The organism is Amycolatopsis eburnea, from assembly GCF_003937945.1.
Taxonomy (GTDB): Bacteria; Actinomycetota; Actinomycetes; order Mycobacteriales; family Pseudonocardiaceae; genus Amycolatopsis; species Amycolatopsis eburnea.
This window is the reverse complement of the sequence record NZ_RSEC01000024.1, coordinates 199,297-223,980: the sequence shown is the minus strand read 5'-3', so window position 1 is coordinate 223,980 and position 24,684 is coordinate 199,297. Positions and strand designations below refer to the sequence as shown.

Annotated in this window: 25 protein-coding genes; 13 read left to right on the top strand and 12 right to left on the bottom strand. The window is 72.7% G+C overall.

The genetic code is table 11. The annotated features are described in order from the left end of the window. Nucleotides 1-5 precede the first annotated feature (5 nt). From bioB to EIY87_RS07295, 4 genes are all read left to right on the top strand, one after another. Nucleotides 6-1,019, top strand: a complete 1,014-nt coding sequence (gene bioB / locus EIY87_RS07310) for a biotin synthase BioB (RefSeq protein WP_125306890.1) — start codon at nt 6-8, stop codon at nt 1,017-1,019. Beyond that, nucleotides 1,006-1,209 carry a biotin synthase auxiliary protein BsaP gene (gene bsaP / locus EIY87_RS07305; protein WP_125306889.1) on the top strand — a complete coding sequence of 68 codons (204 nt, stop codon included), beginning with the start codon at nt 1,006-1,008 and terminating at the stop codon, nt 1,207-1,209. The genes bioB and bsaP overlap by 14 nt, the downstream gene beginning before the upstream one ends. Nucleotides 1,210-1,326: 117 nt before the next feature. Beyond that, nucleotides 1,327-1,923, top strand: coding sequence for a DUF2567 domain-containing protein (locus EIY87_RS07300; RefSeq protein WP_125306888.1), 597 nt, complete (start codon nt 1,327-1,329; stop codon nt 1,921-1,923). A 48-nt stretch (nt 1,924-1,971) separates the two neighbouring features. Then, on the top strand, nt 1,972-3,006 hold the full coding sequence (locus tag EIY87_RS07295; protein WP_125306887.1) for a M48 family metallopeptidase: 1,035 nt from the start codon (nt 1,972-1,974) through the stop codon (nt 3,004-3,006). Between the two features lie 107 nt (nt 3,007-3,113). On the opposite strand, the gene EIY87_RS07290 is transcribed toward EIY87_RS07295, so the two are convergent. Next, the gene (locus EIY87_RS07290; protein ID WP_125306886.1) at nt 3,114-3,830 is read right to left on the bottom strand and encodes an LON peptidase substrate-binding domain-containing protein; all 717 of its coding nucleotides are present in this window, start codon (nt 3,828-3,830) and stop codon (nt 3,114-3,116) included. Nucleotides 3,831-3,870: 40 nt separating this feature from the next. Further along, nucleotides 3,871-4,503: an NUDIX hydrolase gene (locus tag EIY87_RS07285; protein ID WP_086856682.1), complete on the bottom strand. Its 633-nt coding sequence runs from the start codon at nt 4,501-4,503 to the stop codon at nt 3,871-3,873. Between the two features lie 111 nt (nt 4,504-4,614). Here EIY87_RS07285 and nadA point away from each other — a divergent pair, with 111 nt between their 5' ends. From nadA to EIY87_RS07265, 4 genes are all read left to right on the top strand, one after another. Then, entirely contained in the window at nt 4,615-5,628 is a 1,014-nt protein-coding gene (gene nadA, locus EIY87_RS07280; protein WP_125306885.1) for a quinolinate synthase NadA, read from the top strand. Continuing rightward, nucleotides 5,625-7,268, top strand: a complete 1,644-nt coding sequence (locus EIY87_RS07275; protein ID WP_125306884.1) for an L-aspartate oxidase — start codon at nt 5,625-5,627, stop codon at nt 7,266-7,268. Before nadA ends, EIY87_RS07275 begins: the two co-directional genes overlap by 4 nt. Beyond that, nucleotides 7,265-8,158, top strand: coding sequence for a carboxylating nicotinate-nucleotide diphosphorylase (gene nadC / locus EIY87_RS07270; RefSeq protein ID WP_125306883.1), 894 nt, complete (start codon nt 7,265-7,267; stop codon nt 8,156-8,158). The genes EIY87_RS07275 and nadC overlap by 4 nt, the downstream gene beginning before the upstream one ends. 72 nt (nt 8,159-8,230) lie before the next feature. Further along, entirely contained in the window at nt 8,231-9,391 is a 1,161-nt protein-coding gene (locus EIY87_RS07265) for a S8 family serine peptidase (protein WP_125306882.1), read from the top strand. A gap of 225 nt (nt 9,392-9,616) precedes the next feature. Here the strand turns inward: EIY87_RS07265 and EIY87_RS07260 are convergent, their stop codons facing one another. The 6 genes from EIY87_RS07260 to EIY87_RS07235 all read right to left on the bottom strand — a co-directional run bounded on the left by EIY87_RS07260 (nt 9,617) and on the right by EIY87_RS07235 (nt 13,762). Continuing rightward, on the bottom strand, nt 9,617-9,982 hold the full coding sequence (locus EIY87_RS07260) for a hypothetical protein (protein WP_125306881.1): 366 nt from the start codon (nt 9,980-9,982) through the stop codon (nt 9,617-9,619). Further along, nucleotides 9,979-11,319: an alpha/beta hydrolase gene (locus tag EIY87_RS07255; protein WP_125306880.1), complete on the bottom strand. Its 1,341-nt coding sequence runs from the start codon at nt 11,317-11,319 to the stop codon at nt 9,979-9,981. The genes EIY87_RS07260 and EIY87_RS07255 overlap by 4 nt, the downstream gene beginning before the upstream one ends. 25 nt (nt 11,320-11,344) lie before the next feature. After that, nucleotides 11,345-12,646 (bottom strand): WXG100 family type VII secretion target, encoded by a 1,302-nt coding sequence (locus tag EIY87_RS07250; protein ID WP_125306879.1) that lies wholly within the window; start codon nt 12,644-12,646, stop codon nt 11,345-11,347. After that, complete coding sequence (locus EIY87_RS07245; protein WP_125306878.1) at nt 12,643-13,029, bottom strand: hypothetical protein; 387 nt, start codon at nt 13,027-13,029, stop codon at nt 12,643-12,645. The genes EIY87_RS07250 and EIY87_RS07245 overlap by 4 nt, the downstream gene beginning before the upstream one ends. Before the next feature lie 103 nt (nt 13,030-13,132). Next, nucleotides 13,133-13,435 carry a hypothetical protein gene (locus tag EIY87_RS07240; RefSeq protein ID WP_020644701.1) on the bottom strand — a complete coding sequence of 101 codons (303 nt, stop codon included), beginning with the start codon at nt 13,433-13,435 and terminating at the stop codon, nt 13,133-13,135. Between the two features lie 18 nt (nt 13,436-13,453). Then, nucleotides 13,454-13,762 (bottom strand): WXG100 family type VII secretion target, encoded by a 309-nt coding sequence (locus EIY87_RS07235; protein WP_125306877.1) that lies wholly within the window; start codon nt 13,760-13,762, stop codon nt 13,454-13,456. 252 nt (nt 13,763-14,014) lie between these two features. On the opposite strand from EIY87_RS07235, the gene EIY87_RS07230 reads away from it, so the two are divergent. Further along, nucleotides 14,015-14,983, top strand: coding sequence for a hypothetical protein (locus EIY87_RS07230; RefSeq protein ID WP_125306876.1), 969 nt, complete (start codon nt 14,015-14,017; stop codon nt 14,981-14,983). 30 nt (nt 14,984-15,013) lie between these two features. Further along, entirely contained in the window at nt 15,014-16,426 is a 1,413-nt protein-coding gene (locus EIY87_RS07225; RefSeq protein ID WP_125306875.1) for a class I adenylate-forming enzyme family protein, read from the top strand. Here EIY87_RS07225 and EIY87_RS07220 read toward each other — a convergent pair. Genes EIY87_RS07220 through EIY87_RS07210 form a run of 3 tightly spaced genes read right to left on the bottom strand, consistent with a single transcriptional unit; the run spans nt 16,423 to nt 18,098 of the window. After that, nucleotides 16,423-16,905, bottom strand: coding sequence for a nucleotidyltransferase domain-containing protein (locus EIY87_RS07220; protein ID WP_125306874.1), 483 nt, complete (start codon nt 16,903-16,905; stop codon nt 16,423-16,425). The two genes, EIY87_RS07225 and EIY87_RS07220, sit on opposite strands and share 4 nt — an antisense overlap. Then, nucleotides 16,905-17,348, bottom strand: coding sequence for a YdeI/OmpD-associated family protein (locus EIY87_RS07215; RefSeq protein ID WP_125306873.1), 444 nt, complete (start codon nt 17,346-17,348; stop codon nt 16,905-16,907). Before EIY87_RS07215 ends, EIY87_RS07220 begins: the two co-directional genes overlap by 1 nt. Nucleotides 17,349-17,402: 54 nt before the next feature. Beyond that, complete coding sequence (locus EIY87_RS07210) at nt 17,403-18,098, bottom strand: S1 family peptidase (protein WP_191983992.1); 696 nt, start codon at nt 18,096-18,098, stop codon at nt 17,403-17,405. 179 nt (nt 18,099-18,277) lie between these two features. Between EIY87_RS07210 and EIY87_RS07205 the strand changes: the two genes are divergently transcribed. Continuing rightward, nucleotides 18,278-18,766: a hypothetical protein gene (locus tag EIY87_RS07205; protein ID WP_125306872.1), complete on the top strand. Its 489-nt coding sequence runs from the start codon at nt 18,278-18,280 to the stop codon at nt 18,764-18,766. Here EIY87_RS07205 and eccCa read toward each other — a convergent pair whose 3' ends face one another. Next, nucleotides 18,767-22,693, bottom strand: coding sequence for a type VII secretion protein EccCa (gene eccCa / locus EIY87_RS07200; RefSeq protein ID WP_125306871.1), 3,927 nt, complete (start codon nt 22,691-22,693; stop codon nt 18,767-18,769). It abuts the gene before it with no gap. Between the two features lie 142 nt (nt 22,694-22,835). On the opposite strand from eccCa, the gene EIY87_RS07195 reads away from it, so the two are divergent. Both EIY87_RS07195 and EIY87_RS07190 read left to right on the top strand, forming a co-directional pair. Next, entirely contained in the window at nt 22,836-23,609 is a 774-nt protein-coding gene (locus tag EIY87_RS07195; RefSeq protein ID WP_125306870.1) for a WXG100 family type VII secretion target, read from the top strand. Nucleotides 23,610-23,640: 31 nt separating this feature from the next. Next, the gene (locus EIY87_RS07190; RefSeq protein ID WP_125306869.1) at nt 23,641-24,681 is read left to right on the top strand and encodes a WXG100 family type VII secretion target; all 1,041 of its coding nucleotides are present in this window, start codon (nt 23,641-23,643) and stop codon (nt 24,679-24,681) included. Nucleotides 24,682-24,684: the final 3 nt, after the last annotated feature.

Here is a 24,684-nt window from a genome sequence, read left to right as displayed (position 1 = left end):
ACGCCTTGACCGCAGTTCCGGACACCGACGTCCTCGCCCACGCCCGCGAACTCGTCCTCGAAACCGGCGCCGGCCTGGGCGAAGCCGAGGTCCTCGAGGTGCTGCGGCTGCCCGACGACCGGCTGCCCGACCTGCTCGCGCTCGCGCACGAGGTGCGGATGCGCTGGTGCGGGCCCGAGGTCGAGGTCGAGGGCATCATCAGCCTGAAGACCGGCGGGTGCCCGGAGGACTGCCACTTCTGCTCGCAGTCCGGCCGCTTCCCGACGCCGGTGCGCTCGGCGTGGCTCGACATCCCGAACCTGGTCAAGGCCGCCCGGCAGACCGCCGAGACCGGCGCGACGGAGTTCTGCATCGTCGCGGCCGTCCGCGGCCCGGACAAGCGGCTGCTTTCGCAGGTCCGCGAGGGCGTGAAGGCGATCCGCGCGGACGGGAACGACATCCAGATCGCCTGCTCGCTCGGCATGCTCACCCAGGAGCAGGTCGACGAGCTCGTCGAGATGGGCGTGCACCGCTACAACCACAACCTCGAGACGGCGCGCTCGCACTTCCCCGCGGTGGTCACCACGCACACGTGGGAGGAGCGCTGGGACACGCTGCGGATGGTGGCCGAGGCGGGCATGGAGGTCTGCTGCGGCGGCATCATCGGCATGGGGGAGACGGTCGAGCAGCGCGCGGAGTTCGCGGTCCAGCTGGCCGAGCTGAACCCGCACGAGGTGCCGATGAACTTCCTCATCCCGCAGCCCGGCACGCCGTACGAGAACTACGAGATCGTCGAGGGCAAGGACGCGCTGCGCACGGTCGCGGCGTTCCGGCTCGCGATGCCGCGCACGATGCTGCGCTTCGCCGGCGGCCGCGAGCTGACCCTCGGCGACCTCGGCGCGGAGCAGGGCATGCTGGGCGGGATCAACGCGATCATCGTCGGCAACTACCTGACCAACCTGGGGCGGCCGGCTTCGGCGGACCTCGAGATGCTCGACGAGCTCAAGATGCCGATCAAGGCGCTCAGTGACAGCCTCTGACGCCGCCTTCTGCGTCCACTGTGGACAGCAATCGCCGGGTGGGGCGGACCACCCGGCGTGCCACAACCCCCGGACGGCGCTGGAACCCCCGCGCTACTGCACGTACTGCGCCCGGCGGCTGGTGGTCCAGGTGAGCCCGCTCGGCTGGACGGCGAAGTGCAGCCGGCACGGCGACACGGCCGGCGGCTGACGGCGCCGGGTGCGGTGATCGACTCGTGCACGACGTCGCGACACGGGCGAGCGGCTCGCCGGGCGCGCACCCCGACCGGTTACCCTCGGTCGCAGCATCTCGCAGGAGGGAGTCCGGGTGAGTGAGACGTCGGGGCCCGCGCACCGGCCGTCGGCCGTGGCCGGTCCGTGGTCGGTGCCCGTGCTGTTCCGGGAACGGCGGCCCCGGGTGGTCGTCAAGGCCGACCTGCTGCCCGCCGTCAGCGTGCTCGGCACCCTGAGCGTGCTGAGCTTCCCGCTCGCCTTCGCCTGGTCCCGGCTCGCGCCGCCCGAGCGCGTCCGCATCGTCGCCGCCGACGGCACCCAGGGTGCCCTGGAGCTGGAGAGCTGGCACCGGTTCGACGACCTCGCCGTGTTCGGGCTGATGACGCTCGGGCTCGGGATCGTCGTGGGCGTCGTCGTCTGGCTGCTGCGCGAACGCCGCGGCCCGGTCGTCTTCCTGGCCGCCGTGCTCGGCGTCGCGCTCGCGAGCGCGCTCGCGATGCTGCTCGGCGTCGGCTGGGCGAACAGCCACTACGCCATCACCAGCGCGCCCGCGCTCGGCTCGGTGATCGAGCTGGCGCCGCGGCTGGAGTCGTGGTGGGTGCTGCTCACCGGGCCACTCGGCGTGTCGATCGCCTACAGCCTGCTGGCCACCTGGAACGGCCGCGACGACCTGGGCCGCCGCCTCGGCTGACGGCTTTGCCCTACGCTGGTCCCCTCACTCACAGGGGGGATTCCGGCAGTGACCGAAGACATCGAGGTTTCGCGGCGCGACGCCGTCCGCTTCCCGGGCATCAGCCCGCGCGCCTACGAGCACCCGGTGGACCGCGGCGCGCTCGCCACGCTGCGCGCGGTGCCCGGGTTCGCGCAGGTCGTGAAGGCCATCTCGGGGTTCTACAACGAACGCGGCGAGCGGCTGATGGCGCTGGCTTCGTCGATCCGCGTCGGGCCGAAGCAGTACCCGGAGATCGACCGGCTGCGCCACGAGTGCGCCGGGACGCTGGACCTGCCGTCGGTGCCGAACGTGTTCGTCTTCCAGGACCCGCGCCTGCGGGCGGAGGCGGTCGGCATGGACGAGCCGTTCATCCGGCTCAGCACCGGGCTGGTCGAGCTGATGAGCCCGGACTCGCTGCGGTTCGTGCTCGGCCACGAGATGGGGCACGTGCTGTCCGGGCACGCGGTGTACCGCACGATGATGGTGCGCCTGATCAGCCTGCAGCTGTCGATGTCGTGGACGCCGGTCAGCGCGCTCGGCATCCGGGCGATCATCGCGGCGCTGCGCGAGTGGTTCCGCAAGGCGGAGCTGTCGTGCGACCGCGCGGGCCTGCTCTGCGGCCAGGACCCGACGGCGGCGCTGCGCGCGCAGATCCAGGTCGCCGGCGGCATCGACCCGGCCCGCATCGACATCCCGTCGTTCCTGCAGCAGGCGTCGGAGTACGAGTCGGTCGAGGACATCCGCGACAGCTTCCTCAAGCTCAAGTTCGTCGAGACGGAGTCGCACCCGTTCGCCGTGGTCCGCGCGGCGCAGCTGCAGCGCTGGGCGGCGTCGGCGGAGTACCGCGCGATCCTGGCGGGCGACTACCCGCGGCGGGACGGCGACAAGCCGGGGTCGGACTGGAAGGACGACCTCAAGTCGGCCGCGCAGTCGTACAAGGAGTCGTGGAACTCGTCGGCGGACCCGCTGACGAAGGTGTTCAGCGACGTCGGCGAGGCGGTTTCGGGCGCGGCGGGCAAGGTGTGGAACAAGTTCGGGAACGGGAACGGCTCCGGTTCCTGAGTCGGTCCCGCGCGCCCCAATGTGGCCTTGGTTGCGTCAGACGCACCCAAGGCGGCCTTCGGTGCGTCAGACGCACCGAAGGCCACCTTGGGGCGCTTTGGCCCGGCTCAGTTCAGGCTGGCCGGGCGGCTCAGGTCGGTGAGCTCGCCCGGCGGCAGCGGGACCGCGCCCAGCGTGTTCAGGAACCCCGTCTCGCGCGTCAGCAGCCGGCACGCGATGCGGAGGCGGCGCAGCGGGTGGCGTTCCTCCAGGAGGCGCTGGCGGTCCTCCAGCGGGAGCAGGCAGTCCGCGGCCAGCTGGTAGGCCAGCTCGTCGATCGCCGTGCCCGGGTCCGGGGTGTGCCAGTCGTCGCTGCGCCACGCCGTCTCGCAGTAGCGCTGGTGGGCCGCCCTGGCGACCGCCGCCAGGCGTTCGGCCATGTCGCCGGACGGGGACACCGGGTCGTCGTCGAGCCACGCCACCGACGCGATCAGGTAGGGCGCCGACGTGCAGTCGAGGTCGGTCAGGCGGAAGCGGCGGCGGGCCTGCGTGACGACGTCGAAGCGGCCGTCGGGGAGGCGCTTCGCCTCGCGCAGGACCGTGCTGCAGCCGATCTCGTACAGCTGGTCCAGACCACGGACCTCGCGGGTCAGCGACGAGCGGAGCGCGACCACGCCGAACTCGCGGCCCGGCACCGTGCCGCTCACCAGGTCCGCCGTCAGCTGCCGGTAGCGCGGTTCGAAGATGTGCAGCGGGAGCTTGGTGCCGGGCAGCAGCACGGTCTGCAGCGGGAACAACGGCAGGATCGTCGTCGTCGCGTCACTTTCCGATTCCGGCTCCGTCACGCGTCCACGGTAAGGGGAGAAGACCCGGCCCGCAGCACGGTCACCGGTTCGGCGGCTTGAAGACGGCGAACGGATCAGTGATCTGCATGCCCTTGCCCGCGAAGGAGAACAGCGCCGCGGGACGCCCGCCCGCGCGGCCCGGTGCGGCCGTGTGACCAGTGGGAACCAGCAGCCCGCGCCGGGACAGCACCCGCTGCAGGTTGGTCGCCGAGACGCGGTAGCCGAGCGCCGCCGAATACAGGCCGCGCAGCGCGGAAATCGTGAACTCGTCGGGGGCCAGCGCGAACCCCAGGTTTGTGTAGGAGAGCTTCGAGCGCAGCCGGTCGCGGGCGCGCAGCACGATCGCCTCGTGGTCGAACGCCGTGCGCGGCAGCTTCGCGACGTCGTGCCACTCGGTGTCCTCGGGCACCTCGGGGTCGACGTCGGAGGGGACCAGCGCGAGGAACGCCGTCGCCACCACGCGCGGGCCGGGGACGCGGTGGGGGTCGCTGAACACCGCGAGCTGCTCGACGTGCTTCAGCTGGCGGACGTCGACCTTCTCCTTGAGCTGGCGCCGGACCGACGTCTCGACGTCCTCGTCGGGCCGCAGCCGCCCGCCCGGCAGCGACCAGCGGCCGAGGTGCGGGTCGAGGGCGCGGCGCCAGAGCAGCACCCGCAGTGTGTCCGAGCGCACTTGAAGGACCGCGCCCAAAACCTCGTGGGCCAGGGGGGCCTGGGTGTTAAGATGACTTCGCACGGTTTTCGATTGTAAGGCGAAAACCGGAGACCGGTCCAGGAGGGCCAGATGACCACCACGTTGGTTCCGGAAGGTCTCACCCCGTTCGGCGGGGTCGAGGCGAACGCGGCCTGGGCGGAGGAGGTGCGGCGCCTGGCGAAGCAGCGCGACGCGGTCCTGCTCGCGCACAACTACCAGGTCCCGGAGATCCAGGACATCGCCGACCACACCGGCGACTCCCTCGCCCTCAGCCGCATCGCGGCGAGCAGCGACGCGTCCACCATCGTCTTCTGCGGCGTGCACTTCATGGCCGAGACCGCGAAGATCCTCGCGCCGGAGAAGACCGTCCTGATCCCGGACGCGCGGGCCGGCTGCTCGCTCGCCGACTCCATCACCGGCGCCGAGCTGCGCGCCTGGAAGGCCGAGCACCCGGGCGCGGTGGTCGTCTCCTACGTCAACACCACGGCCGAGGTGAAGGCCGAGACCGACATCTGCTGCACGTCCTCGAACGCGGTCGACGTCGTCGCCAGCATCCCCGCTGACCAGGAAGTTCTCTTCCTCCCCGACCAGTTCCTCGGCGCGCACGTCAAGCGCGTGACCGGCCGGGAGAACATGCACATCTGGGCCGGGGAGTGCCACGTCCACGCCGGGATCAACGGCGCGGAGCTGGCCGAGCGCGCGGCCGAGGACCCGGCCGCCGACCTGTTCATCCACCCCGAGTGCGGCTGCGCGACGTCGGCGCTCTACCTGGCGGGCGAGGGCGCGGTGGCGCCGGAGCGGGTCAAGATCCTCTCCACCGGCGACATGGTCCACGAGGCCCGCGACACCAAGGCCAAGACCGTGCTGGTGGCCACCGAGATCGGCATGATCCACCAGCTGCGCAAGGCCGCGCCGGGTATCGACTTCCGCGCGGTGAACGACCGCGCGTCCTGCCGGTACATGAAGATGATCACCCCCGCCGCGCTGCTGCGGTGCCTGCGCGACGGCCTCGACGAGGTCCACGTCGACCTCGAGACGGCGGCCCGCGCGAAGGCCCCGGTGCAGCGGATGATCGAGATCGGGCAGCCCGGCGGCGGCGAATGACCACGCCGGTTCATGACCCCCAGGCGAAAACCCCCGTCTGGGAAGCTCGCGCCGACCTGGTCGTGATCGGCAGCGGCGTCGCGGGGCTGACCGCGGCGCTGCGCGCGCAGTCACTCGGGCTGCACGTCCTGGTGGTCACCAAGGCCGCCGTCGCGGACGGCAACACGCGCTGGGCCCAGGGCGGCGTCGCCGTGGTCCTGGAAGACCAGCACGACCTCGACGACTCGGTCGCCAAGCACGCGGAGGACACCCTCACCGCGGGCGCCGGCCTGTGCGATGAGCCGGCCGTGCGCTCGATCGTCGACGGCGGCCCGGCCGCGGTCGCCCGGCTGCGGGCGGACGGCGCGAAGTTCGACGTCGCGGCGTCCGGGGTGCTCGCGCTGGGCCGCGAGGGCGGGCACAGCGCGTTCCGCGTGATCCACGCGGGCGGCGACGCGACCGGCGCCGAAGTCGAACGCGCCCTGGTCGCGCAGGCCGGGCAGGCGGGGGTTCCGGTGCTGGAGCACCACATCGCCGTCGACGCGCTGCTCACCCCGGGCGGGCGGGTCGCCGGTGTGACGGTGCTCGACCGCCACGGCGTGCCCGGCGCCGTCCGCGCGTCGGCCGTGCTGGTGGCCAGCGGCGGCCTCGGGCAGCTCTACCAGGCGACGTCGAACCCGGAGATCGCCACCGGCGACGGGCTCGCCCTCGCGCTGCGGGCCGGCGCGACGGTGGCGGACATCGAGTTCGTGCAGTTCCACCCGACCGTGCTCTACACCCCGGGTGCGCGCGGCCGCTGCCCGCTGGTCACCGAGGCGGTGCGCGGCGAGGGTGCCACGCTGGTCGACGGCGCCGGCCTGCCGGTGATGCGGGGCGTGCACCCGCTCGGCGACCTGGCGCCGCGTGACGTCGTCTCGGCGGCGATCACGCGGCGGATGACGGCCGCGCCCGGTGGCGTCGACGACCACGTCTTCCTCGACGCGACTTCGATCGGCGGCTTCGCACAGCGGTTCCCGACGGTGTTCGCGGCATGCGCGGCGCTGGGCCTCGACCCCGCCGTGGACCCGATCCCGGTGACCCCGGCGGCGCACTTCTCGTGCGGTGGCGTGGTGACCACTGTGGACGGACGCTCGTCGGTGGCCGGGCTCTACGCGGCCGGCGAGGTCGCGCGGACCGGGCTGCACGGCGCGAACCGGCTGGCCTCCAACAGCCTGCTCGAAGGCCTGGTCGTCGGGCAGCGCGTGGCGGAGGCCGTCGCGGCGGACCTCGCGGCCGGGTTGCTGGCCGACCCTTCGCGCGGGCGGCTGCCGTCGCGCGTCACCGCGCCGGCGGCGGAGCGCGACTCCCTGCAGCGGGTGATGAGCCGGTACGCGGCCATCGGCCGGGACGCCGACGGGCTGGCGGCGGCAGGCTCGGTGCTCGATCTGTCGCTTTCGGACACTCCGTTGTGGACACACGCGGGCGTCGAGGACGCGGCGCTGACCGTGGTGGCGCAGGCGTTGCTCGCCGCGGCCGTCCGGCGCACCGAGTCGCGCGGCTGCCACGTGCGCTCCGACTTCCCCGAGCGGGACGAGAACTGGCGGCGCAGCCAGCTCATCCGGCTCAGCCCGTCCGGCCAGCCGGTGCTGGCCGACCCGATCCCCCTGGAGGGCGTGGCATGACGTTCCCGATCTCCGAGCCGGTCCTGCGCCTGATCGCCGCTTCGGGCCTCGACGTGGAAGACGTCAAGCGGGTGGTCACCACCGCGCTCGGCGAAGACCTGCGGTACGGGCCCGACGCGACGACGGCCTCGACGGTGCCCGCTTCGGCGACGGCCGTGGCGGAGCTGACCCCGCGCGTCGACGGCGTCGTGGCCGGGCTGCCGGTGGCGCTGGCCGTGTTCGACATGGTGCTGGGCGACGGCTACGAGGTGCTCGCCCGGCGCGAGGACGGTGACCGGCTGGTCGCGGGGGAGCCCGCGCTGGTGCTCGCCGGCCCGGTGCGCGGGCTGCTCACCGCCGAGCGCACGGCGCTGAACCTGCTCTGCCACCTCTCCGGCGTCGCCACCGCGACCGCCGCCTGGGTGTCCGAAGTGGACGGTACCGGCTGCGCGATCCGCGACTCCCGCAAGACGTTGCCGGGGCTGCGGCTGCTGCAGAAGTACGCCGTCCGCTGCGGCGGCGGGGTGAACCACCGGCTGGGCCTCGGCGACGCCGTGCTGATCAAGGACAACCACGTCGTCGCCGCGGGTTCGGTGACCGCGGCGCTGGCCGCGGCCCGCGCGCACGCGCCGGAACTGCCGTGCGAGGTCGAGGTCGACACGCTCGAGCAGCTGGAGGAGGCGCTGGCCGCGGGCGCGGACGAGGTGCTGCTGGACAACTTCACGCCCGAGCGGTGCCGGCAGGCGGTCGCGCGCCGCGACGAGGTTTCCCCGAAGACGCGGCTGGAATCCTCTGGTGGGCTCACCATCGAGCGTGGTAAGGCCTACGCGCGGTCCGGTGTGGACTACCTGTCGGTGGGCGGGCTGACGCATTCTTCACCCGCGTTGGATCTCGGCATGGACCTTCGCTGAAGCGGGGTTCCCGGCTAGACTGGCGGTGGCGGAAGTCCTTTTCCGCCACCGTCTTTCGGTTCGGGGGTTCGGGTGCGGATACCGGCGGCGCTCGCGGTCGCGGGCCTGGTTGCGGTCGGCTTGCCCGCGGTGGCGGACGCGGCCCCGGAAGCGCAGTGCGCGAACCCGTCCGGCACGTATTCCGGCGCCGTCCCGTGGGGCCAGCGCCAGATCGACCCCGCACGCCTGTGGCCGCTGACGCGGGGTGACGGTCAGCTCGTCGCCGTGATCGGCACCGGCGTGGACGGGCAGAACGGCCAGTTCCGGCCCGGCCAGCTCGAAGGCGGCGCGGGCACCGAGTCCACCGACTGCGACGGCCGCGGCACGATCGCGGCCGGGATCGTCGCCGCGCAACCGGATCCGTCGACGTCGTTCGCCGGCGTCGCGCCGGGCGCGCGCCTGCTGCCGATCCGCTACACCGACAGCTCGGCGAAGGACGGCGGCGACCCGGGCGCGCTGGCCGGCGCGATCGACACGGCGCTCGACCGGCACGCGGGCGTCCTCCTGATCGCCGTTCCGGCGGCGTTCGACAGCCCGGCGCTGTCCAACGCGGTTTCGCGCGCGCGGTCCGAAGGCACGGTGGTCGTCTCGGCGGCGTCGGCGACCCAGCAGGGCGCGCGCACCTACCCGACGGCGACGTCCGGGGTGCTGGCCGTCGGTTCGGTGAACCAGGCGGGCGAGCCGGTGCAGACCGAGGCGGGGGATTACGTCGGCGTCGCGGCACCGGGCGCGGAGCTGGTCAGCACCTCGGCCGGCGCGGGCGGCGCGATCGCGCACCGCTGGCCGGTCACCGACCCCGGCCTGGCGGCGGCGTACGTCGCGGGCGTCGCGGCCCTGGTCCGCGCGTACCACCCGGACCTGACCGGCGACCAGGTCGCCACCCGCCTCACGCTGACGGCCCACCGCCCGGCTTCGGGCGGCCACGACCCGCGGCTCGGCTGGGGAGTGCTGGACGCCTACGCGGCGGTCTCCTCGACGCTGCCCGCCGGCATCGCCCCGCCCGGCTCGGCCGCCCCGCCGGCCACGGAGCCGGACGTGCTCCCGGTGGCGGCCCCGGCCCAGCACCCCGCTGATGTCCCGGCGGGCACGATCGCACTGGCCGGCGTCGGCTTGGCCGCGGCGGCGGGCATCGCGGTGGCGGCGGTCCGCCGGGGCCGCCGGCGTGGCTGGCGGCCGTCGCGCTTCACGCCGTAGCGGGCCGGTCGGACGTCGCGGTCGGCCGGGGTCGCCGGCGTGGCTGGCGGCCGTCGCGCTTCACGCCGTAGCGGGGCGCGGCCGGATGTCATGAACGACTCTTTCATGGCGTCCGGCGACAGGGCCCCGGCAAAGTCGTGCCGGGTGGGTCAGCCCAGTCTTGAATGAGTCATTCAGGACCTCCGAAGACCTGAATGAGTCATTCAAGACACCGGCGGACGAGCGTCAGGCGGGGACCGGGCGGGTCGAGCCGATGATCGCCACCGCGTGGCTCGCCCGCGCGACGTGGACCGTGAAGTCCGCGCCGTCACGGCTGAAGCGGGCGATCAGCTCGCGCGGGGTGCTGCGGTCGTGTGCCTGCCAGCCGTTCTCGGCCAGCGTGGGGACGACGACCTCGGCCAGGCGGCGTTCCGGCTCGCCGGGGTGTTCGAGCCGGACGCCGTACTGCCAGCACAGCAGCTGCCCGGGCCGGGTCGGGTCGCAATCCAGTTCGCCGTCGACCGTCCGGTCCGCGCCGTCGCCGAACACCTCGGCGACGCCGTCGATCACGGCGGTCAGCTCGACGGCCAGCCGGTCCAGTTCCGGGCTCATCGCAGCACACCCCCGTCGTTGAGGAATTCGACGCCGTGTTCGAGGATGCCACGCGGGTCGAAGGTGCCGTCCGGGGTCACCGGTCCGGTGGTGATCACCCGGTAGATGTTGGTCCACGACTCCGAACCCGGCTTCAGCACGTCACTGTGCGACGACAGGCCCCACAGCTGCGAACCGTCCGCGTCCCGGCCGGTCTCCAGCTCCGTCACGCCGGGGAAGGTGTCCGGGTCGGCGCCGTGGCCGATGCCGGTCCACTCCAGGCCCCACGCGTTGCCCTGGGCGATCTCGATCGGGTCGAGCGGCGCGGTCATCGAGTAGCGCTGGACGCCCGCCTGGCTCGCCGGCAGGTCCGACGGCGACCACACGCCGTGGCCCATGCCCGCCGACTCGACGTGCAGGACGCGGTCGACGTCGAGGCCGTGCGTCTCGGCCAGCCCGACCGTCGCGCCGCCGTAGCTGTGGCCGATGGCCGTCAGCGTGACGCCGTCGCCGGCGTGGCTGGAGATCTCACCGCGCAGGTCGTCGGTGAAGTGCTTGAGGTCCGGCGCCATCGTCTGCGCGTAGCTCGCGTCCGGGCCCTGCACGACCGGGTTCTGCGGGAACACCCCGTCGGCCCAGACGACCATCGCGGTGCGCCCGGTCGGGTCCGCGGCCACCAGGCTGCGCCCGAGGCCGGCGTAGGCGTCGAAGTTGGACATCTGCGTGTTGACGCCGGGGACGAACAACCCGACGTTCCGCGTGCCCGGCTCGATGTGCCCGACCAGCTCGGCGATGCGGCCGTTGCCCGACGGGTCGAACTTCAGGATCTGCCGGTTGTTCGCGAGGATGTCTTCGTAGAGCTTGATCCGCGCCTGGGACCGCGCGATCTCGCCGGCGTCGGTCAGCCCGGCCAGCTTGGCGTGTTCGGCCGTCAGGGCGTCGGCGACCTTCGCGCGGTTCTCCTCGATCGCGTGCGCCCACGCGCCGGTGTCCGCGGAACCGCCGACACCGGCGGGGTTCCCGGCCTTCGGCAGCGGGTCTTCGGGCAGGAGCGCCCGGTACATCGCGGCGACCTGCGCGTCGGTGCGGCGGTAGCCCGCGGCCGACTCGGTCAGTCCACTTTGGAGCTTCTTGGCCCGGGAGACGTGCTCGCCGAGCTTCTCGCCCAGCTCCGTCATCGTCTTCTCGAACGTCTTGGCCGCGGCCGCGGACTCGCTGACCCGGCCGAACGCGGCGGCGGGGAGCTTTTCCCCCGCCACCGCCTTCTGCGCCGAGCCCAGCGCGTCCGCGCGGGAGCCGAACTCGCCGGCCGCGGTGTCGAGGCGGGCCGGGGCGACGCGATAGCCGGCAGCCGTCACGGCCCGCCTCCGTTCCTTGAGTCGATCAGTACGCTTCGGGCTCTTCGCCGATCACCGGCGGGGCGACCGGGGCCGACTGGCCCCAGACGTTCTCCGTCTCGACCAGCCACGCCGGGATCCGCCGTCCGGAGCCCATGTCGCCACCACCGCCCATGCCCATCGGCATCATGGGCATCATCGGCATCGCGCTCTTGGCCGCCGCCGCGCCCACCGCACCGGCCGCGCCGCCGGCGAGACCGCTGAACGCGTTGCCCGCGCCGCCGTCGCCGGCCAGGCCGGAGTGCGCGGCCGGGGCGTCGGCGCCGCCGCCGATGCCCGCCCCGCCGGGGATGCCGCCGCCGATCGACGGCGCGTCGCCCCCGCCGATCGGGATGCCGCCCCCGGCGCCGCCTTCGACGCCGGCCCCGCCGCCGCCGAGCTTGGTGCCGGGCGGCTGGTCTTTGTTTTCCTTCGGGTCCTTGCCGGTGGCCCAGGACGGCACCTTCGGCATGATCGAGCCGAACCGGCCGAACGCGGCGGCCGAAGCCGCGGCGAGCCCGGCGGTGAACATGTCGCCGAAGAGCGGGTTCGACGTCGGGACGGTCGTCCCCGGCTGCGGCGTGCCGGTCGAGGGCAGCGGGTGCCCGTCGCCGGGGGTGACGACGACGCCGGGGTCGGTCACGCCGTTGCCGACGAGCCCGGGCGAGCCCGCGCTCCCGGCGCCACCGCCGCCGGTGGGCGGGGTCGCGGGCACGGGGACGGCGTTCGGCGAAGCCGGGATCGACTCTTCGGCCACGGTGTACTCCCCGGCCAGCTCGGTCATGACGACGATCGCCAGCTCGCGCGCCGACCCGGCCGCGTTGGCCGCGGACTGCTGCGCCTCGACGTTCGCGATCGCCTGCTGCCGCTGCTGCGCGGCGGCCTGCACGACGGCGGGCGACGCGTCCGGCGGCAGCAGCGGCGGGTTCACCGCGAGCGCGACGTCGGCGGGGGAGACGTCCGGCACCGCAACCGGCGGCGGCATCTCCTTCTTGGCCTTCACCAGCGCGTCGGCGGCGTCGCCCAGCATCACGTTCATCGCCTCGGCGGTCTGCGCCACCTTGGAGATGCCGTTCGCGAGGTCGACGATCATGTGCTGGTACTGGTCGGCCGCGCCACCGGTCCACTGGTCCTTGAACTCGGTCAGCTCCGCGTTGAGGTTGTGGGCCTGCTCGTGCAGGTGCAGCGCGGCGGACTTCCACTTGTCGGCGGCGTGGCGCGCGCTGTTCGGGTCGCCGGCCTGGAGCATCGCGTACAGCTGCTGGTGGCTGTACGCGGCGAAGTTCGTGTGCGCGGTGTTCTTCGTCATCCCTTGCGGCTCCCGTCCGAGTCACCGAGGCCCAGCAGCCCGAGCACCGGGTCGAGCAGGTTGGTGACGGCACCCGAGTGGTGCAGGTCCCCGGCCACGGCCTGGTCGGCGTGCTCGTAGCCGTCGGCGACCGTGGTGGTCACGTCCTGCGCGAAACCGATCGCGCTGCGGACCTGGTCGAGCAGGCCCTGCATCTCCGAGACGGCGGCGCGGTGCGCGTCGGCCAGCGACCCGGCTTCGCCGAACTCGCCGAACAACAGCGGCTCAGCGCCGAGGGTGAGCAGGAAGTCGTTCGGTTTCGACATCGCGTGGATCTGGGTTTCCAGCTCCCGCACGAAGTCCTTCAGCGATTCCAGGTGGACGTAGTACGACTGGTCTGGCATCGGTCCCGGCTCTCTGGGCGCGACTGGGCGGACATGGGGAAAGCCGGTCGGCCGGTGCGAGCGGGGGGTTTCCCGCACCGGCCGACCGACGTCTGGGCGCGGGTCAGCCCGCGAACAGCCCCTGGTTGCGGTTCTCCAGCGACTGCTGGAGGTCGTGGGCCTCGCCGACCTTGCCGCCGAACTGCGCGATGATGGCGACGATGTCCGCGGTGGCCTGGCGCAGCCGGGTCTCCGACTGGCGGGCGGCGTCACCGGCGGAGCTGCCGGAGGCGTACCAGGTCGCGGTGATCGGCTGCAGGTTCTGGTGCAGCTGCTCCAGCTGCGAGGTGAGCGCCTTGGCCTTGGCGGCCAGGGATGCCGAGCTGTGCTGCAGCGCGGCGAAGTTGATTTCGACGACGTCGGCCATGGTGGGCGTCCTCTCGGGTCAGGGGTTGAGGCGGGGGATCACGCCCGAGCCCTCGAGGGAGTTGCCGACCCCCTGGAAGCTCTGGTGGACGTCGGCGTCGCCGCGGCCGTAGTTCTGGTGGCTGGTGTGGACGAGCTGCGACATGGTGTCGAGCTCCTTCACGGCCACGCTCATCTTCTCCTGGAGACGGCGCTGCAGGTCCCAGAACGCCACGGCCTGGTCACCCTTGTAGTTGCGCAGCGCCTCGGTCAGCTCGGACTCCAAGCTGGCCATCGTGGACTTGGCGTTCGTCGCGGTTTCCTCGAAACCCTGGACGGCGCGCGTCATGGCAGCGGAATCTGCCTGGAATCCCGGACTGGACATCGACGGGCCACCTCCTTCCTGAAGCGAATTCCCCTGGCGCGGTGGTCCGCGCGGTGTGAAAGTCACGCTAGAAAAGAGGCCAGTGTGGTCAAACGGCACAACTGCCGGTCGTAGTGACGGCACTATTACCCACAGGGGATCGGTAGGGGCTGCCCCACCGCGAGCCGGGGGCGTGCTCCAGTGCCCGGCGGCAGGCCCGGCGCCAGGCTGTATGCCATGGCAGACAAGGGAAATCCGCTGGTCACGCTCCGGTCGTGGCACCGCCCGCTGGTGGTGCTCGCCGGGGTGATGGGGGTGCTGTGCGCGGCGTCGCTGCTCGGCCTGCTCTTCGATGATCGCACGCTGGTCAATGCGCCGGTCTGGCTCAAGCCGCTGAAGTTCTCGGTTTCGGTCGGGCTGTACGCGCTGACGCTGGCCTGGCTGCTGACCCACGTGCGCCGCGGCCGGCGCGCGGGCTGGTGGTTCGGCACGGTGTTCGCCGCCGGCATCGGCCTGGACGTCGGGCTGATCGTGGTGCAGATGATCTTTCGCGGCACCACCTTGCACTTCAACAAGGCGACGCCGGCGGACGTCGCGATCAACAACGTCGTGGCGGGCGGTGCCTACGCGGCGTGGCTGATGACCGCCGCCGTGGTCGTGCTGCTGCTGTTCCAGCGCCTGCCGGACCGGGCGCTGACCTCGGCGTTGCGGTGGGGGACCGGTCTCGCGCTGGCCGGGATGGGCGTCGCGATGCTGATGTTCTCGCCGTCGCCGGCGCAGCGGGCCGTGCTCGACGCGGGCGGCAAGCCCCCGACGTTCGGCGCCCACTCCGTCGGCGTCGAGGACGGCGGGCCCGGGCTGCCGGTGCTCGGCTGGAGCACCGCGGGCGGAGACCTGCGCATCCCGCACTTCGTCGGCATCCACGGCCTGCAGGTGCTGCCGCTGCTCGCGTTCGGGCTGCTGCTCCTGGCCCGCCGGTACCCGGTGCTGTCCGCCGACGTCGTCCGGCGCCGGGTCGTGCGGATCGCGGGCGTGGGCTACGCGGGACAGCTGGCCCTGCTCACCTGGCAGGCCCAGCGCGGGCAGTCGATCGTCCACCCGGACTTCTGGACCCTCGCCGCGGCGTTCGCGCTGGTGCTGGCGGTCGCGGGGGCGGTGGCGGTGGCTGTGCGGCCTTCTGCCGAAATTCTGAGATCCGCCCGGTAGACCGGGACCCCCGGGCGAAAGGCGGTCGAGATGGTCCACCCGCAGGCTCTGCTGGACGAGCTGGAGCGCGCTCCGGACGTTCCCGCGTTCGAACACGGCTCCCGCGTCACGTCGCGCGGCGAGCTGCGGGAGCTGATCGGCCGGTTCACCGCGGGCCTGCGGGCGGCCGGGCTCGGTGCCGGCGACGGCGTCGGCCTCGCCACCGCCGTCACCCCCGAGGGGTTCGCCGCGCTGATCGCGGTGCACGTGCTCGGCGGCCGCGCGGTCGCCGTCCGGGCCGGGCTGCCGGAGGCGCAGCTGCGGCACGTCCTCGCCGACGTCTCGGCGCTGGTCGTGGACGGCTCGGTGGAGCTGGTGGACGTCGGCGTGCCGGTGCTGCGGATCGGTTCCGCGTTGCTGGGGACGTACGAGGAGCCGTTGCCGGGCGCGCGGCTCGAGGACATCGCGACGGTGGTGTTCACCAGCGGCAGCACCGGTGTCCCGAAAGGCGTGGCCTACAGCTACCGCGCCCTGACCGAGGGCCGCGTCTGGCGGCCGCCGCTGCCCGGCACGGCCCACGAGCGGCTGGGCGCGAAGTTCGGGCGCTACCTGCTGTTCGGCTCCCTGGCCAGCGCGGTGATGGTCGAGCAGCTCGGGGTTTCCCTGATGTCCGGCGGCACCGCGGTGATCCCGGAGGGGCTGCCGGACTTCCCCGGCGTGCTCCCGCGCCTGGGCATCACCGCGGCGTTGACGACTGTCCCGAGGCTGCACCGGATCCTCGACGACCTGCGCGACGCACCCGTCGACCTGAGCGCGTTGCGGGCGCTGATCGTCGCGGGATCCCCGGTGCCGCAACACAAACTGGCGGAAGCGGCCGAGCGGATCGGGCCCGCGATGCACCACGCGTACGGGCAGACCGAGACCGGGATGCTGACGATCTGCCGGGCCGACGAAGGGCTCGGCTCGGTGGGAAAGCCGTGCGACACGGTGCAAATCGACATCCGCGACGAGATCTGGGTGCGCACCCCGTCGGCGTTTTCGGGCTACTGGCGTGATCCCGACACGACGGCGTCGGTGCTGCGCGACGGCTGGGTGCGCACGCAGGACCTCGGGCACCTGGATTCGGCGGGCTACCTGCATCTTTCGGGCCGGGCCCGCGACGTGGTCATCGTGAACGCGATCATCCACTACACCGGCCCGATCGAGCGCGCGATCGCGGCGCACCCGGACGTCGACCAGGCGTACGTGGTGGCGGTCCCGGACCCGCTGACGGGCGAAGCGGCGCACGCGTTCCTGGTCCCGGTGCCGGGCCGCGAGCCGGACCTGGCGGAGGTGCGCAAGGGGGTGGCGGCCGAGCTGGGGGAGGCGGCGGTCCCGGCGCGGTTCAGCTTCGTGGGCGCGGTTCCCGTTGCGCCGTCGGGAAAGCCGGACAAGGCGGCGCTGCGGCGGTCCGTTGTGGACTAGAAGTGGGTATCGACGCCGAAGGCCTCGCGCAGGTGACGCATGTCCGCGATGTCCTGTGGGCGCGGCGCGTACCCCTGGTGGAAGAAGATCTGCTGGGCGGCGGAGATGCACGGCACCTCGACGCCGCCGACGTGCCCGGCGACGAAGCAGTCCGCGGGGTAGGGGAAGACCGCGCCGTCGTTGTCGGCTTTCTGGGTGGCCGAGCCGTCGGCGGCGAAGTCGAGCGGGTGGAGGTCGAGCTCGGCGGCGCCGTCGGAGAGCACGAACCGGACCGGGCGCAGGTCGAGGGTTTCGCGGTACCCCAGCGCTTCGAGCGCGCGCAGGACGGCCGCTTCCTGGTCCGAGCGGTGGAGCAGGTCGAGGTCGCCGTGGTCGCGCGTCTGCCGCCCGAGGAGCGCGTCGATGCCCCAGCCGCCCGCGAGCCACACGGCGTTCGGTGCCACGGCGTCGAGCACGCGCAGCACCGTGCGCGCGTCCATCAATTGCCGGCGCGCAGGTCCGTGATCACCTTCGCGACCCGCCGCTGCCGGGTTTCCGCGGTCTTCGCCTGGCCGATCGGCAGCACGAACCGCTGTTTCGCGCTGTAGGAAAGGCTTTCGAACCGGTCTCGCGCCGTGTCGTCCGCCGCGAGCGCCTCGGCGAGGTCCGGCGGGATCTCCAGCTCGCGCGGGGCGGTGTCGAGGGCGATCTCGACCCTGACGGTGTCCCCGGCGGCGACCCCGGCTTTCTCCCGGTTCTCCGCGCTGAGGGGGACGAGGAACCGCCCGCCCCGGCTCGCGACCGTCGTGCGGTAGGTGTGGCCGCCCAGCGTGACGGTGACCGCGGGCTTCTTGCCTGCCCCCAGCGCCTCGACGACGTCGTCGGGCACCGGCAGGCCGGTCGCGGTCTTGCCGCCGAGCAGCACCTGCGTCTCGAACTCCATGGCCGCGAGTATGCCCCGGGCCGGCCTCCCGGGCGGAGAGGCCGGCCCGAGGGCTCACACGCCGGCGGTCTGCTGGATCCAGCTGCGGCTCGACGCGACGCTCGCGTAGTTCTGCGTGCCCTGCGGGTTCGAACCGGAGTTGCTGCCCGTGGAGCACACGCCGACCTGCACGCCGTTGGAGAGCTGCGGGCCGCCCGAATCGCCGTGCCACGCCGAGCCGTCGATGCCCTGGCTGGCGATGGCCTTGCCGCCGTAGGCGTCCGTGCTCGTGCCGGTCACGCGCACGTTCGCGGTCTTGAGGGTGCTCGAGGGCGGGCTGCTGCCCTGCGTGCGGCCCCAGCCGTAGATCTGGTTGGTGGCCCCGGCCGGCGGGTTGCCGGTGCCGAGCTTCATGTAGGTGGTGTTCACGGCGGTCGTCAGGTGCAGCAGCGCGATGTCCCCGTTCGGCGACGCCTTCTGCTGGTCGACTCCTGTGTTCGTGCCCTGCTGGAGCGTCACGTTGCCGACCTTGACGTGCATGCCCGGCGAGTTCAGGCAGTGCCGCGCGGTGAGCACCCACTGCGGGGCGATGATCGTCCCCGAGCACTCGAACCCGCCGTAGGTGGTGACGTCGTTCCAGTAGATCTGGGCGCCCCACGGCGCGGAGGAGACGGTGCTCCCGCCGATGATGTCCTGCTGGGCGTCCGCAACCCCCGCTGAGCCCCAGCCCAGCGCCGCGGCGGCACCCACCACGGCAACAGCCCTCGACATTCGCATGAAAATGCCCTTCGGCCAGGTGATCCGGATGTCGGCCCCGGAATTCGGGCGACGAGCACAAAGTAAGTTCGGTGGGACATTTTTGGGTACCTACCGAAGTCGGTAACTTGCCGACGGTGACGGGTGCTCTGGTCCGTGCCGGCGGCTCCTAGAGTTCCGCGCGAGGGGGACACATGACCGAGCACGATCCTGAGCTTTTCGCCGAGCTGATGCGCGAGGAACGCCGCCGCGCCCGCCCGTCGGCCGGCCGTCGCGTGGCCGCCGGGCTCGTCGCCTTCGGTGTCTTCCTGCTCGCCGGCGGGCTCGCCTACCGGGCCGTGACCAAGGAGCCCGGCGACCGGCTGCCCGAGGGCACGGCGCACGGGCTCGACGTCACCGCGGGCCAGTGCTTCTGGTCCCCGACGGGCACGGGTGAGGTCGACCTGCTGCTGAGGTCCTGTACCGACCCGCACACCGCGCAGGCGTTCGCCGTGCTGCCGATCGTCGAGGGGTCGCTGTCCGATCAGCCCTACCAGCAGACGCTGGACCGCTGCACCGCCGCGGCCCAGCCGATCCAGGGCGCACGCGTTCAGGTGATGACCCCGAACAGCTGGGACGACAGCAGGCACCGGGCGGTCTGCTACTACCGCTTCACGACGGAGATGACCGCGCCGGTGCGCTGATCAGCTCTCCGCCGGCTTGGTCCACGCCACCTGCACCAGCCCCGTCCCGTGCCGCCGCGACACCAAGGTCCCGCGGCCCGGCGGCTGCGGCGAAGGCTTCACATCCGCCAGCAACGCGCCCTCGTCCTTCGTGCCCGACATGATCAGCCCCGGCGACCCCAGCTCCCGCAACCGCTGCAGCACCGGCTCGAACAACGCCCGCCCGGCACCACCGGAACCCCGCACGATGACCAGGTGCAGGCCGATGTCCCGCGCCTGCGGCAGGAACTCCAGCAGGGGCTGCAACGGGTTGCGCCCCACCGTCGCCACCAGTTCGTAGTCGTCCACCAGCACGAACAGCTCCGGGCCGCGCCACCACGATCGGTTCCGCAGCTGCTCCGGCGTCACCGAAGGGCCCGGCAACCGGTTCCGCATCGCCGTTGCGCATTCGGCGATCAGGTCGGTCAGCTTGCCCTCCGCGCCCGCGTAGCCCAGCAGGTGCGGCTCGGACACCGCGCCCAGCAGGCCACGGCGGTAGTCCGCGACGATGATCGCCGCCTCCTCCGGGGTGTACGCCGAGGTGATGCCCTGTGCCAGCGCACGCAGCAGCGACGACTTCCCCGATTCGACGTCGCCGAAGGCCACGAAGTGCGGGTCCGCCGCGAAGTCCAGGTACACCGGGCGCAACGTCGACTCCGCGATGCCCAGCGTGACCTGTCGCGAAGGGGCCGCGGGCAACCCGTCCAGGGGCACCTCGGGCGGCAGCAAGCGGACCTGCGGGGCGCGTGGGCCCTTCCAGGCCTCCGAGATCCGGTGGACGAGGTCGACGCCGCCCGCGCCGATCGTGTCCGGGCGCTGGTCGCCGTCGATGCGGGGCAGCGCCGCCAGGAAGTGGAGCTTCTCCGCCGTGATGCCGCGGCCCGGGCGGTCGGCCGGGACGTTGACCGCGACCTTGCGGTCGATCGAGGAGTCCATCGGGTCACCGAGACGCAACTCGAACCGCGTGCCGATCGCGTCGCGCAGCTGGGCGCGGACGCCGATCCACTGGTTGAGCGAGACGATCACGTGGATGCCGAAACCCAGGCCGCGCGCGGCCAGGCCGGTGATCTGCTCCTCCAGCTGCTCGTACTCCTGGCGGATCGTCGTCCAGTTGTCCACGAACAGGAACACGTCGCCGAACTCGCGGCCGTCGGTGCTTTCGGTGAACTCCGCGCGCCGCTGGCGGAACGTTGTGATCGACTCGATCCCGTTGGCGGCGAAGAACTCCTCGCGCTGCTCCAGCAACGTCGTCAGCTCGGCGACCACGCGGCGGCAGCGCTGGGCGTCGCGGCGGGTCGCGTAGCCCGACACGTGCGGCAGCCCGGCGATCGGGGCCAGCGCGCCACCGCCCATGTCGAGGATGAACAGCTGGACCTCGGCCGGGGTGTGGGTCAGCGCGAGCATGCCCGCGATGTCCTTCATCAGCGTCGACTTGCCGCTCTGCGGGGCGCCGACGATCAGCGCGTGCCCGCCGGCGCCGGAGAAGTCGGCCCACAGCATGTCCCGGCGCTGCTCGAACGGCTTGTCCACCAGCGCGACCGGGATGGTCAGCTTGCCGTTGCCGCCCCAGCCGAGCGGGCACAGGCCGCGCGCGGCGTCCTCGCCCAGCGGCGGCAGGAGCTGCTCCAGCGTCGGCGGCTCGTTCAGCGGCGGCAGCCAGATCTGGTGCGCGGCCGGGCCGCGGCCCTCCAGCCTCGACAGCATCGCGCCGATGATCGTCTCGCCGGTGCCCTCGGTTTCCGGCGCCGGCGAGACCTCGGTCGTCACCGGGATCTCCACCGGGGCCAGGGAAAACGGCAGCACGCCGAGCTCCTGGCCGTCCTCGCGCACGACCGTGCTGCGCGGCGGCAGCTCCCCGGAGACGTAGGCGGCCTTGAGCCGGATCAGCGTGTCGGTGTCGGCCTTCAGGTACGCCGACCCCGGCACCGGCGGCAGGTGGTAGGCGTCCGCGACACCCAGCACGGCCCGGCTTTCCGCGGCGGAGAACGTCCGCAGCCCGACCCGGTACGACAGGTGGGAGTCGAGGCCGCGCAGCCGGCCCTCCTCGAGCCGCTGCGACGCCAGCAGCAGGTGGATGCCCAGGGACCGCCCGAGCCGGCCGATCGCGACGAACAGGTCGATGAACTCCGGCCGCGCGGACAGCAGCTCGGAGAACTCGTCGATGATCACCAGCAGCGACGGCAGCGGGTCCAGCGGGACGCCGTCCGCGCGCGCCTTCTCGTAGTCCCGCACGGACGCGTAGTTCCCGGCCGCGTGCAGCAGTTCCTGGCGCCGCAGCAGCTCGCCGTTCAGCGCGTCGGCCATGCGGTCGACGAGCGCGAGGTCGTCGGACAGGTTCGTGATGACCGCGCAGGTGTGCGGCAGGCCGGTCATCCCGGCGAAGGTCGCGCCGCCCTTGAAGTCGATGAGCGCCAGGTTCAGCGTCTCCGACGAGTGCATCACCGCCAGCGCCGTGACGAGCGTCCGCAGCAGCTCGCTCTTGCCCGACCCGGTCGCGCCGATGACCAGGCCGTGCGGGCCCATGCCGCCTTCGGCCGACTCCTTGAGGTCCAGCTCCACCGGCCGGCCCTCGGGGTTGACGCCGAGGGGGATCCGCAGCCGGTCGCGGGCCGCGCGCGGCGCCCAGGTCACCGTGGTGTCGGTGTCGCGCGGGTCGCCGATGCCGAGCAGGCCGGCCAGCCCGAACGTCGCCGACATCGGCTTCTCGCCGACGACGGCGGCCGGGGTGTGCAACGGCGTCAGCATCCTCGCCAGCGCTTCGGCCGCGCCGCGGTCGAGGACGTCGGGCTGCCCCAGGAACCCGAGCCGCTGCTCGGTGGCGTCGCCGACGACCATGCCGAGCGAGTCGGGCGCGGTGTGCAGGCTCAGCAGCCGCTCGGTCGAGTACGTCCGCGGGTGCTCCTGGCCGACTTCGATGACGGTGACGCCGAGCCGGCCGTCCTCGCCGATCAGCCGGGGTTCGCCGTGGGCGTTGCCGCCGTCGACGACCACGACGAGGTGCGGCAGGTCGAGCTGGCTCGCCGCGCGGCGGCTGAACGCGGGGCGCTCGCCGAGGTCCGCGCCGAGCAGCTCGGCCAGTCCCGCCGCCGAGTCCGCGCCCAGCCGCCGCGAGCCGACGGCGTCGGTCGCGCCGGCCGCCGTCGCGTGCGGCAGCCACTTCGCCCATTCCCAGTCGTGCTGCCGGTCGGCCGACACGCAGATCGCGACGCGCAGGTCGCCGGGGGAGTGGAAGGTGACGAGCTGGCACAGCAGCGCCCGGGTCAGGCCGAGCACGTCCGGGCGCCGCCCGGCGACGGTCACCGCGGCGAACGAGCGCAGCGACAACGCCACCGGCAGGCCGTCGACCGTCGAGTAGGTGCGGATGAAGTGCTTGAGGCTGGTGGAGGACACCGGGTCCAGGTCCTCCAGCGGCACGGTCTGCGGCGCCTTCAACGGCGTCGCCAGCCGCTGCGGCCCGGTGCCCGCGCGCACCTGCGCGAACTGGGGGTCGGCGCGCCGCCGGTCCCACAGCTTCCCGGATTCCACGTAGGCCCACAGGTCGGCCGGGTCGGGCTGGACGGCGACCATCGCCGCGCGCTGCCCGTCGGCGATCTCGCGGACCTGGGCGCGCAGCCCGGAGAGGTACCGCTGGTAGTCGCGGCGTTCGTCGTTGATCTGCGCCTTCTTCGCCATCCCGCCGCGGCCGAGCGACATCACGACCATGCCGCCCATGGCGCAGATGAACAGCGCGCCGAAGATGTAGGTCATCACGCCGCCGTCGCGTCCGATGTAGACGAACGACATCGCGCCCATGCCGAGCATCATCGGCAGGAACATCATCAGCTGCACCATCCCGCCGGACGAGCTCTTCGGGAGCATCGGCGGCGACTGCAGCACGATCTCGGAAGGACGCTCGGGCGTGAGGCTCATGCGGCAATGCTCCAGCGGATCGAGGTGGCTCTGACCGGTATTTTGGCCACTTACCGCCACGCCGCGGTGGGTACTTTTGCCGTCCGCCCGCTTCCGGGGACGAACTTACGCTCAGCCGGACAAGCCATCCGGAAGGAGTCCCATGGCCGGCGAGTACCGGGCTGAGCCCGAGGCGATGCGGTCCGCCGTGGGCAACGTCGGGGGCATCCTCGCCCACGGCATCAACGCCGTGGCCGACCTGGAACGCCTGGTCGTGCAGCCGATGTCCTTCGCGACGTTCGGCAGCGCCGTCGCCGCCGCGAACGCCGCGCTGCACTCCAGCCAGATCACCGCCGTGCGCACCCTCCTGCAGCTGCTGCAGCAGATCAACGGGCTGGTCAAGGCCAGTGCCGACGCCTACCAGGCGGCCGACCAGGACGCCGCCGCGGGCTACGGCGGCGGCCACGCACCGGCCACCACGCCGTCGTCGTCGATCTGGGGCAGCTCGCACGCTTCCGAACTCGCCACCCTGGCCATCAACGACAGCGCCGGTGCCCACGGCGAACCGTCGTCGGTCGGGAACGTGCTGCGCTACCTGGGGGACGCGCGGCTCGGCGGGCTCGGGGACCACCCGATCACCGACGCCCGCTTCCACGGCGTCGCCGACTTCAACGACTGGCTCGCCGGCGACGCCGACAACCAGGCGCGGGTCGGGCTGATCGAGGTGTACGCGGGGACCGCGCGCACCTTCTCCGACGTTCCCGGCGGCGTGCAGAGCGGGGACGTCGTGGTGGTCGAGCCGTTGCTGTTCTCCGACCGCCAGCCGGTCATCGGCGTCGCCGGCGACGGCGGCCGCCTGTACAACCACGGGCTCCTCGACGCCCGGATCAGCGGGCTGGCGAGGGTCAGCGTGTACCGGCCCGCCTCCGTCGTCTGACCCTCCGCACCCCGAGACTCTGTGAGGTCCGATGCTGACTTTCCCGAACTCCAGCGCGATGGACGCGACCGCGTCGTCGGGCGGGCCGATCACCATCCTGCCGCAGATCGTCACCGGCCAGCCGGAGCAGATCGCCAAGCACGTGCTCGACCTGGTCAAGAAGGCCGAGCAGTTCCTCAGCATGTACACCGAGCTGACCAAGGCCGCCGACCAGCTCGGCAAGATCTGGTCCGGCGCGGCGAGCGAGTCGGCGCTGAAGAAGATCGGTGACTCCCTCAAGCAGCTCGAAACGATCATCACCGTCGTGCAGAAGGGCGCCGAGCTGCTCGGGGTGTCCGGGACGCTGATCAAGACGGCGCAGCAGGCCTACCGCTCGGTGGTGGCCGCGGTGAACCCGACGGTCGCCTCGCTGATGTCGAACCCGTGGACCTACGGCGCGGCCGTCGCTTTGTCGACCGCGACGAGCGCGTCGCTGCGGGCGTTCATCACCGCGATCGGCGCGCTGCTCAAGGCGCTCGGCGCGGTCGACCTCGCCCAGCAGGTCACGACGCTCGCGCAGGTCATCGGCGAGATCGAGAAGCTGTTCCACCACGACTCCGGCAGCTCCGGCGCGACGACGCCGTCGATCGGGAACACCCCGGTCACGGCGCCCCAGGCCCCGGCGCCGGTGGCAAGCCCGGCCGGGCAGCAGGCGGTGGCGGGCGGGAGCGGCGGGGGGATCCCGCAGCAGCCTTCGTTCACCGACTACACCCCGCCCGCGCTCGCCACCGGCGGCGGTTCCAGTGGCGGCACGGCGGTGTCCGGCAACGGCACCCCGCTGAACCCGGCGAACAGCTGGATCGCCGTGGACCCGGCGCAGCACGGCGCGACCGTGCCGACGCAGCCCGCCCCGGTCACCCAGCCGTCCGCGCCGGTGCGCGGCGCCGACGAGGTCGTCATCCACACCAACCTCACCACCGGTGAGTCCACTGTGGAGGCTCCGGGCGGGCAGGACTTCGACCTCGACATCGACCTGGACTACAACGGCAAGCACTTCAGCCAGCACGTCGGCTACGACGCGGCCGGGAACTAGCCC